The sequence below is a fragment of the Delftia sp. ZNC0008 genome (genome assembly GCF_000799035.1).
In the GTDB taxonomy this organism is placed as follows: domain Bacteria; phylum Pseudomonadota; class Gammaproteobacteria; order Burkholderiales; family Burkholderiaceae_C; genus Comamonas; species Comamonas tsuruhatensis.
In genome coordinates this window covers 1-6,855 of record NZ_JTKZ01000028.1, presented here as the reverse complement: position 1 = coordinate 6,855, position 6,855 = coordinate 1, and the positions used below count along the sequence as shown (strand labels likewise).

Sequence of the window (6,855 nt, the reverse complement as noted above, 5' to 3'; positions counted from 1 at the left end):
CGTGCGCGGCGAGCGCACGCGCGACAGGACGCGAGCCATCCAGCCGCGTGGCCGGCGCCAGGCGCAGGGCGCGGTTGCGCGCATCGGCATGCACAGGCCCCAGCCGCTGCAGGCTCAGGCTGACGAGGCCGGCCAGTGTGTCCTCCGTTGCGCTTTCCTTTGCATCGCGTGCCGCGCCCTGGTCCAGCCGGAACTCGCGGTAGCCTCGCCCGGCGGCCATGCCGACGATGCAGTAGTGGCCTTCGATTTCCTCGATGCTGCTGCGTACCTCTCCATCGGCCAGCGTTGCCAGCCCGGCCACGCCTTCTATGCAACTGCCCAGCGGCCGACCGCCGTGGCTGGCGGCGATGATGCGGCCGTCGCGTGCCACGTAGAAAGCCTCCATCGGCAAACGGGGCAGGCCGTGGTCTTCGGGGCCGGCGTCTTCGGACTGCTCCTGTGCAGCGGCCTGCAGCATGGCCTGCAGTTCTCGGCGCGTGTGGAACAGCAGGGCAATGCCGCCGATGGCGGGGCCCTGATCTGCGCCCTGCCCATGCCCATGTCCATTGGTGGTTGAGGGGGCGCGCAATGCGGCGTGGTAGACGTGGACGGGCAGGCCCCCATCGTCCAGCTCCTGCACGTGATAGGCCTGGGCATCGCGCAGCGCCATGGTGGCCTGCAGTGCCGAGGCCTGCACGCGCACGCCGGGTGACAGCGGCAGACCGGGTTCGTCCTCATGGCTGCAGGCCAGCACCAGGCCCTGGGCGTCATACAGCGCAATGCGCGCATAGACGGTGTACAGCGCATTGAGCTGCTCCAGCAGACGCTGCGCGGCGTCGTGTGCCTGTACCGACAGGGCCAGGCAGCCGCTGTTGTCTTGCAGCACTTTCTGCAGGCCTGGCGTCAGGGCCCACCAGCGGCAATCGTTGGCGCGTTCGTAGAGATTGCGCTCCAGCAGGTCCATCAGCAGCCGGTTCAGCGTGGTGTGCTCCTGCAGCCGCGTGGACAGCGCCGTCTCGTGCAGGCCGTGGATGGCGCGCGTGAACACGGCATGGGTCAGGTCGCCGGTCTCGCTCATCTGCTCCAGCACGGCCTGCAGCGGGTCCGGGTGGGCCGTGCCCTGCACGGGGGACTCCGGCGCCTGGCTGGCAGCCAGCACCTGGCCGTTCCAGACCACGCGGCGTATGTCGTCGGCCGCGCGTGCCATGGCGTGCAGGGGCGGGCAAAAGCCCCGGGACTGGGCCATCAGTCCTTCGGCGATGGCAGGCTCCAGTGCCTGCAGGACCTGCGGCCTTTGCTGGGTGGCGAAGGCCAGGTCCAGCGGCGCCATGACCTGGGTCTGCCAGCCCTCGGGGCCCGCATAGCCCTGGTAGGGCAGGGCGCGGGCCGTACGCACCAGATAGGTGCGGCCGGCGTGGATCAGCGGCTGCACGGCATCGCCGTGGTGCATGGGCACGCGGCTGCCGGGGGCGATCCAGTGGTCATCGCTGCTGGCAATGACCACTCCAGCCGCATCCAGCAGCAGCCCCACCTGGGCGCGCGGCCCGCCCGAGGCAAAGATGGCCTGCATCTCGGCCGCGAAGTCGAAGCTCAGGCACAGCACGCCGAGCACCGCCATGGTGCGTGGATGCAGCAGGCGCTGCGCGTAGATCAGGCGGTCTGCGCCGGGCAGCACGCAGCTGGCGCCGAAATGGCTGACATGGCCGGCCTGCTGCAGGCACTGCTGGAACCAGCCCTCGGCGCAGGGCGGCAGCGGCTTGTCGCCTGCCTGGGCGCGTGCACAGACCTGGCCCTGGGTGTCCAGCAGCAGGATGTCGTCGTAGACCGTGTACTTGGCACGGTAGGCCTGCAGGTGCAGCTGCAGCGGAGCCTGCCAGGCGTGCAGGCCGCCCGCGGCCATGTCCAGCAGGATGTCGCCATCGCCGAGCTGGGCCATGGCCTCGCACAGCACGGAATCGGCGGCCAGGAAGCCGACATCGGCCGTGCGCTCGTAGAGGCTGCGCACCAGCAGGTCAATGGCATGGCTGGACTGCATGCCCAACTGGGCCATGGCTTCCTGCGCGGACTGGGCCAGTTGCGACTGCAGCAGGCCTTGCTCCAGCTGCTCCAACCCCTGGCGCGTGTCGGTCAGCATGGACACCAGGGCCTGTCCCTGCTGCGAGGCCTGCATGCGGGCCGAAGCCTCGATGAGACGCCACATGAGCCGGATCTCGCGCAGGTCGGCGGCGTTGCGGTTGAGTTCCCGCAGGTGGGGAAGAATCAGGTCGGTGGGCAGGGATGTGGCCATGGGGCGCTCCGCAGTCAGGTTCAGGTTCGGTAAACCAACTTTTCCGCTCAGGGAAAAGCTCTATGCAAAGAGCAAGAAGGAGGCCAGTTTGTGACTAAATGTGTCTGCAAGGTGACATAGGGATGACGGACCGCCGCCTGCTCCCCGTCCGCAGCCCGTCCGGTGCCACACCGGGGCATGGCCCGGCATCACCGCAGTGCGTACGCCGGCGCCGTGCAGCACGGTGGTGCCTGGCGGCCGTGCAGGCCTACAGGCTCAGGTCGATGGAGTGCACCCGGTGCGCGTCCAGCAGGCCGGCAGCCCGGTCGGCGAAGTAGCGCTCCAGCGTCACGCGCACGGTGCGGAAGGCCAGTTCCTCCCAGGGAACATCGGCCTGCGCAAACAGGCGGGCCTCCATGGTCTCGGGGCCGGGATAGAACTGCTCGCTGCGCAGACGGGCGCGGTAGAACAGATGGACCTGGCTGACCTTGGGCACGTCCACGATGGAAAACAGCGGCCCCATCTCGATGTCGGCGCCGGCTTCCTCGTCGGTCTCGCGCTGGGCGCCGCGTGCCGTGGTCTCGGCCAGTTCCATGAAGCCTGCGGGCAGGGTCCACAGGCCCCGGCGCGGCTCGATGTTGCGCTTGCACAGCAGCACGCGGCCGTCGTCGGTCACGGGGATGGTGCCCACCACGTTCAGCGGGTTCTCGTAGTGGATGGTGTGGCAGTGCGGGCACACGGCGCGCTCGCGCGTGTCGCCATCGTCAGGAAGGCGGTAGACCACCGCCGTGCCGCAGGCTCGGCAGAACTTGATGGGGCTGCGAAAAATCATGCCGACACCATGAAAGTGAAAGCGCCGCCAGACGGAAGGCAGTAAGGCATTCCGTGCGGCGGACCGTGGGTTCAAACACAAAGGCCGGCAGGCCGGGGAGCGTGCTCCCTGCTGCCTTGCCGGCCTGTCGCCAGGCTCAGAGAAAACTCAGGCGATCTTGACGCTCAAGGGGCTCAGCCCGTCGATGCGGCCTTCCAGCAGGTCACCGCGCACCACGGCGGCCACGCCTTCGGGCGTGCCCGTCATGATCAGGTCGCCGGGCTGCAGTTCCCAGGCCGCCGACAGGTGCTCGATGGTCTCGGCAATGTTCCAGATCAGCTTGCCGATGTCGCTGCGCTGGCGGTCGGCGCCATTGACCTGCAGCGAGATCGCGGCCTTGGCGATGTCGCCGGCCTCGGCTGCCGGGGTGATGGGGCCGATGGGTGCGGCATGCTCGAAGGCCTTGCCGATGCACCAGGGTCGGCCCTGCTTCTTCATGTCGTTTTGCAGGTCGCGGCGCGTCATGTCCAGGCCCACGGCGTAGCCCCAGACGTAGTCCAGCGCATCAGCTGCCAGGATGTTCTTGCCCGCCTTGCCGATGGCCACGACGAGCTCGATCTCGTGGTGCAGGTTGGAGGTCAGCGTGGGGTAGGGCATGGTGCCCGTGGTGCCGGCCTCGACGGGCACGATGGCGTCGGCAGGCTTGAGGAAGAAGAAGGGCGGCTCGCGGCCGGTGAAGCCCATCTCCTTGGCGTGTTCTTCGTAGTTGCGGCCCACGCAGTAGATGCGGTGCACGGGGAAGCGCTCGGGGCGGCCCAGGACGGGTACGCTGGCCACGGCGGGCGGGTTGAAAACGTAGCTCATGTCGGTGTTCCTCTGGCGCCTTGTCTCTTGGGCGCCGCCGCAAGTGTGCCATGCATCGGCGCTGCTGCACGGTATGCTTTGCGGTCTATGAAGCTCCACACCTACTTCCGCTCGTCGGCCTCCTACCGCGTGCGCATTGCGCTGCAGATCAAGGGCCTGGACTATGAATCCGTACCCGTGCACCTGCTGCGCGGCGACCACAAGGCGCCGGCCTATGCCCAGCATGTCGGCGATGCGCTGGTGCCGGCGCTGGAGACCGAGGACGGCCACTGGCTGACCCAGTCCATGGCCATCATCGAATATCTCGATGAGACCCATGCCGAAATACCGCTGCTGCCGCGTGACGCCCTGGGCCGTGCCCATGTGCGCGCACTGGCCCAGATGGTGGCCTGCGAGATCCATCCGCTCAACAACCTGCGCGTGCTCAAGTACCTGGTGCGCAACCTGGGTGTCTCCGACGAGGCCAAGAGCGGCTGGTACGTGCATTGGGTGCGATCGGGCCTGGAGGCCTTCGAGCGCCAGCTGGACCTGCTGGCCGCCGAGCGCGAGGCCGCCGGCCTGCCGCCTTCGCTGTTTTGCTGGGGCGACACGCCCACGCTGGCCGATTGCTGCCTGGTGCCGCAGATCTTCAACGGCCGCCGCTTCAACGTGAGCCTGGACGGCCTGCCGCGCCTGGCGGCCATCGTCGATCGCTGCGAGGCGCTGCCGGCCTTCCAGAAGGCCCATCCCTCGGCCTGCCCCGACGCGGAATGAGCGCGGCCCGGCCTGACTCCATCCCCGGCAACCTCCCCGGCACCATCCCCGTATCCTGGCTGGTGCCCGACTGGCCCGCGCCGCCCGGCGTGCACGCGCTGTGCACCTCGCGCGAAGGCGGCGTCAGCACGGCGCCCTGGGGCAGACTGAACCTGGGCGACCATGTGGGAGACGACCCGCAGGCCGTGCGCGCCAACCGCCAGCGCCTGCAGGAGATCGTGCGTGCGGATACGCCGGATGCCTGCGCGGTGTTCCTGCAGCAGGTGCATGGCGTGGATGTCATCGCACTGGATGCAGGCAGCGCGCAGGGCCAGGCCTTCGATGCCTGCGTGACCAGCGCCTCGGGCGTGGTCTGCACCATCATGGTGGCCGACTGCCTGCCCGTGCTGCTGGCCCATCGCAGCGGCGCCGTGGTGGGCGCGGCCCATGCGGGCTGGCGCGGTCTGGCCGGAATGCCGCCTGGCCATGCGGGTCAGCCGTTGGCAGGCGGTGTGCTGGAGTCTCTGTTCAAGCGCTTTGCCGATCAGCTCCGGACCGCGCCCGAGCAGGTGGCGCCGCAGACCCTGGCATGGCTGGGCCCTTGCATCGGTCCGCGTTCCTTTGAGGTCGGTGCCGAGGTGCGCGCTGCCTTCATCGCGCATGACGCCGCCGCCGCCGCGCATTTCACCGCCATACCTCAGGCGGGCGAGGGCACCCCCAAGTACCTGGCCAGCCTGGCCGGGCTTGCGCGCCAGCGCCTGGCGGCGCTGGGCATCACTGCCATCCATGGCAATGACGGCAGCGACGCATGGTGCACGGTGCTCAACGACTCACGGTTCTTTTCGCACCGGCGCGACGCTGCCCGCCTGGGCAGCAGCGGCCGATTCGCCGCCTGCATCTGGAAGGACTGAGGGCGCGGGCGCGTCCGGTGCGTCCGCCGTGCCCTGCGAGGCCTGCTGCTGCGCCAGCCAGGCCTGGCGCTCGGCCAGTTCGCGCGCATGGCGCTTTCGGTTGCGCGCGGGCGTACCCATGATGTAGATCACGATGGACAGCGGCAGCAGTCCATACAGTGCGAAAGTGACCAGGGCGCCGAGTATGCTGCCCGTGGGGCTGGCGGCTTCGGCCACGGCCATCATCAGCGTGACATACAACCAGGCGATAACAACGAGATACATGGTCGATTCGAAAAAGGCGCACCGGGCACGGGTTTTTGTGGAGGGCTGTGCCGGGCAACGGGGGGCTCGCCTGGGTCACAATCAAAACGGATGCCCCGCAAGCCCCAGGCTATTGCGAACGGCATCCGCGAACAAGGATGCAGCATGAATTTTGACCCACTCGCAGGCCTGCCAGGCCAACCCATCCAGCAATTCTGGAACGAGCAATGGAGCCGGACGCTGCAGATACTGCAGCAGATGGGATCACCGGGAATGCCGGGAGCACAGGGCGCGGGCATGCCGGACATGGCCCAGGCCTGGAAGGCTGCAGTCCCCGAACCCGGCGCCTTGCCCGAGAACGCGCTGTCGCTGGACCCCGAAAAGCTGCTGGAGCTGCAGCGCCAGTACCTGGACGGCGCCAAGGCCATGTGCGAGCAGGGCGGCGCCCAGGCGCTGCTGGCCAAGGACAAGCGCTTCAACACCCAATCCTGGGCCGACAACCCGCTGACGGCGGCCACCGCAGCCACCTATCTGCTCAACAGCCGCATGCTCATGGGCCTGGCCGAGGCCGTGCAGGCCGACGAGAAGACCCGCAACCGCGTGCGCTTCGCTGTCGAACAGTGGCTGGCGGCCATGTCGCCCAGCAACTTCCTGGCACTCAATGCAGAGGCGCAGAAGAAGGCCATCGAAACCCAGGGCGAGAGCCTGGCCCTGGGCGTGGCCAACCTGCTGGCCGACATGCGCCAGGGCCATGTCTCCATGACCGACGAGAGCCTGTTCACCGTGGGCAAGAACGTCGCCACCACCGAAGGCGCCGTGGTGTTCGAGAACGAGCTGTTCCAGCTCATCGAGTACAAGCCGCTGACGGACAAGGTGCACGAGCGTCCCTTCCTCATGGTGCCGCCGTGCATCAACAAGTTCTACATCCTGGACCTGCAGCCCGACAACTCGCTGATCCGCTATGCCGTCAGCCAGGGCCACCGCACCTTCGTGATGAGCTGGCGCAATCCCGACGACAGCCTGGCGCACAAGACCTGGGACAACTACAT

At 68.2% G+C, this 6,855-nt stretch carries 6 protein-coding genes and 1 pseudogene; 3 read left to right on the top strand and 4 right to left on the bottom strand.

What is annotated here, in order from left to right:
* From L995_RS00880 to L995_RS00870, 3 genes are all read right to left on the bottom strand, one after another.
* On the bottom strand, positions 1-2,266 hold a 2,266-nt coding region (locus tag L995_RS00880; RefSeq protein ID WP_047468227.1), incomplete at its 3' end, for a cache domain-containing protein.
* 247 nt (positions 2,267-2,513) lie between these two features.
* Positions 2,514-3,077 (bottom strand): NUDIX hydrolase, encoded by a 564-nt coding sequence (locus L995_RS00875; protein ID WP_016453500.1) that lies wholly within the window; start codon positions 3,075-3,077, stop codon positions 2,514-2,516.
* A 147-nt stretch (positions 3,078-3,224) separates the two neighbouring features.
* A complete protein-coding gene (locus L995_RS00870; RefSeq protein WP_046982570.1) occupies positions 3,225-3,920 on the bottom strand; it encodes a fumarylacetoacetate hydrolase family protein in 696 nt (231 codons plus the stop codon).
* 87 nt (positions 3,921-4,007) lie between these two features.
* Here L995_RS00870 and maiA point away from each other — a divergent pair, with 87 nt between their 5' ends.
* Both maiA and L995_RS00860 read left to right on the top strand, forming a co-directional pair.
* Entirely contained in the window at positions 4,008-4,673 is a 666-nt protein-coding gene (maiA, locus tag L995_RS00865) for a maleylacetoacetate isomerase (RefSeq protein ID WP_016445924.1), read from the top strand.
* Positions 4,670-5,563 carry a polyphenol oxidase family protein gene (locus L995_RS00860; RefSeq protein WP_052195730.1) on the top strand — a complete coding sequence of 298 codons (894 nt, stop codon included), beginning with the start codon at positions 4,670-4,672 and terminating at the stop codon, positions 5,561-5,563. The genes maiA and L995_RS00860 overlap by 4 nt, the downstream gene beginning before the upstream one ends.
* On the opposite strand, the gene L995_RS00855 is transcribed toward L995_RS00860, so the two are convergent.
* Positions 5,483-5,827: a hypothetical protein gene (locus tag L995_RS00855; RefSeq protein WP_016445926.1), complete on the bottom strand. Its 345-nt coding sequence runs from the start codon at positions 5,825-5,827 to the stop codon at positions 5,483-5,485. The two genes, L995_RS00860 and L995_RS00855, sit on opposite strands and share 81 nt — an antisense overlap.
* 144 nt (positions 5,828-5,971) lie before the next feature.
* On the opposite strand from L995_RS00855, the pseudogene L995_RS00850 reads away from it, so the two are divergent.
* Positions 5,972-6,855: pseudogene (locus tag L995_RS00850) on the top strand (class I poly(R)-hydroxyalkanoic acid synthase); the annotation flags it as partial.

Excerpts from the sequence above, each read along its gene's own strand:
- maiA (WP_016445924.1), top strand. The coding sequence starts at position 4,008 with ATGAAGCTCCACACCTACTTCCGCTCGTCGGCCTCCTACCGCGTGCGC.
- L995_RS00870 (WP_046982570.1), bottom strand. The coding sequence starts at position 3,920 with ATGAGCTACGTTTTCAACCCGCCCGCCGTGGCCAGCGTACCCGTCCTG.
- L995_RS00860 (WP_052195730.1), top strand. The coding sequence starts at position 4,670 with ATGAGCGCGGCCCGGCCTGACTCCATCCCCGGCAACCTCCCCGGCACC.
- L995_RS00875 (WP_016453500.1), bottom strand. The coding sequence starts at position 3,077 with ATGATTTTTCGCAGCCCCATCAAGTTCTGCCGAGCCTGCGGCACGGCG.
- L995_RS00855 (WP_016445926.1), bottom strand. The coding sequence starts at position 5,827 with ATGTATCTCGTTGTTATCGCCTGGTTGTATGTCACGCTGATGATGGCC.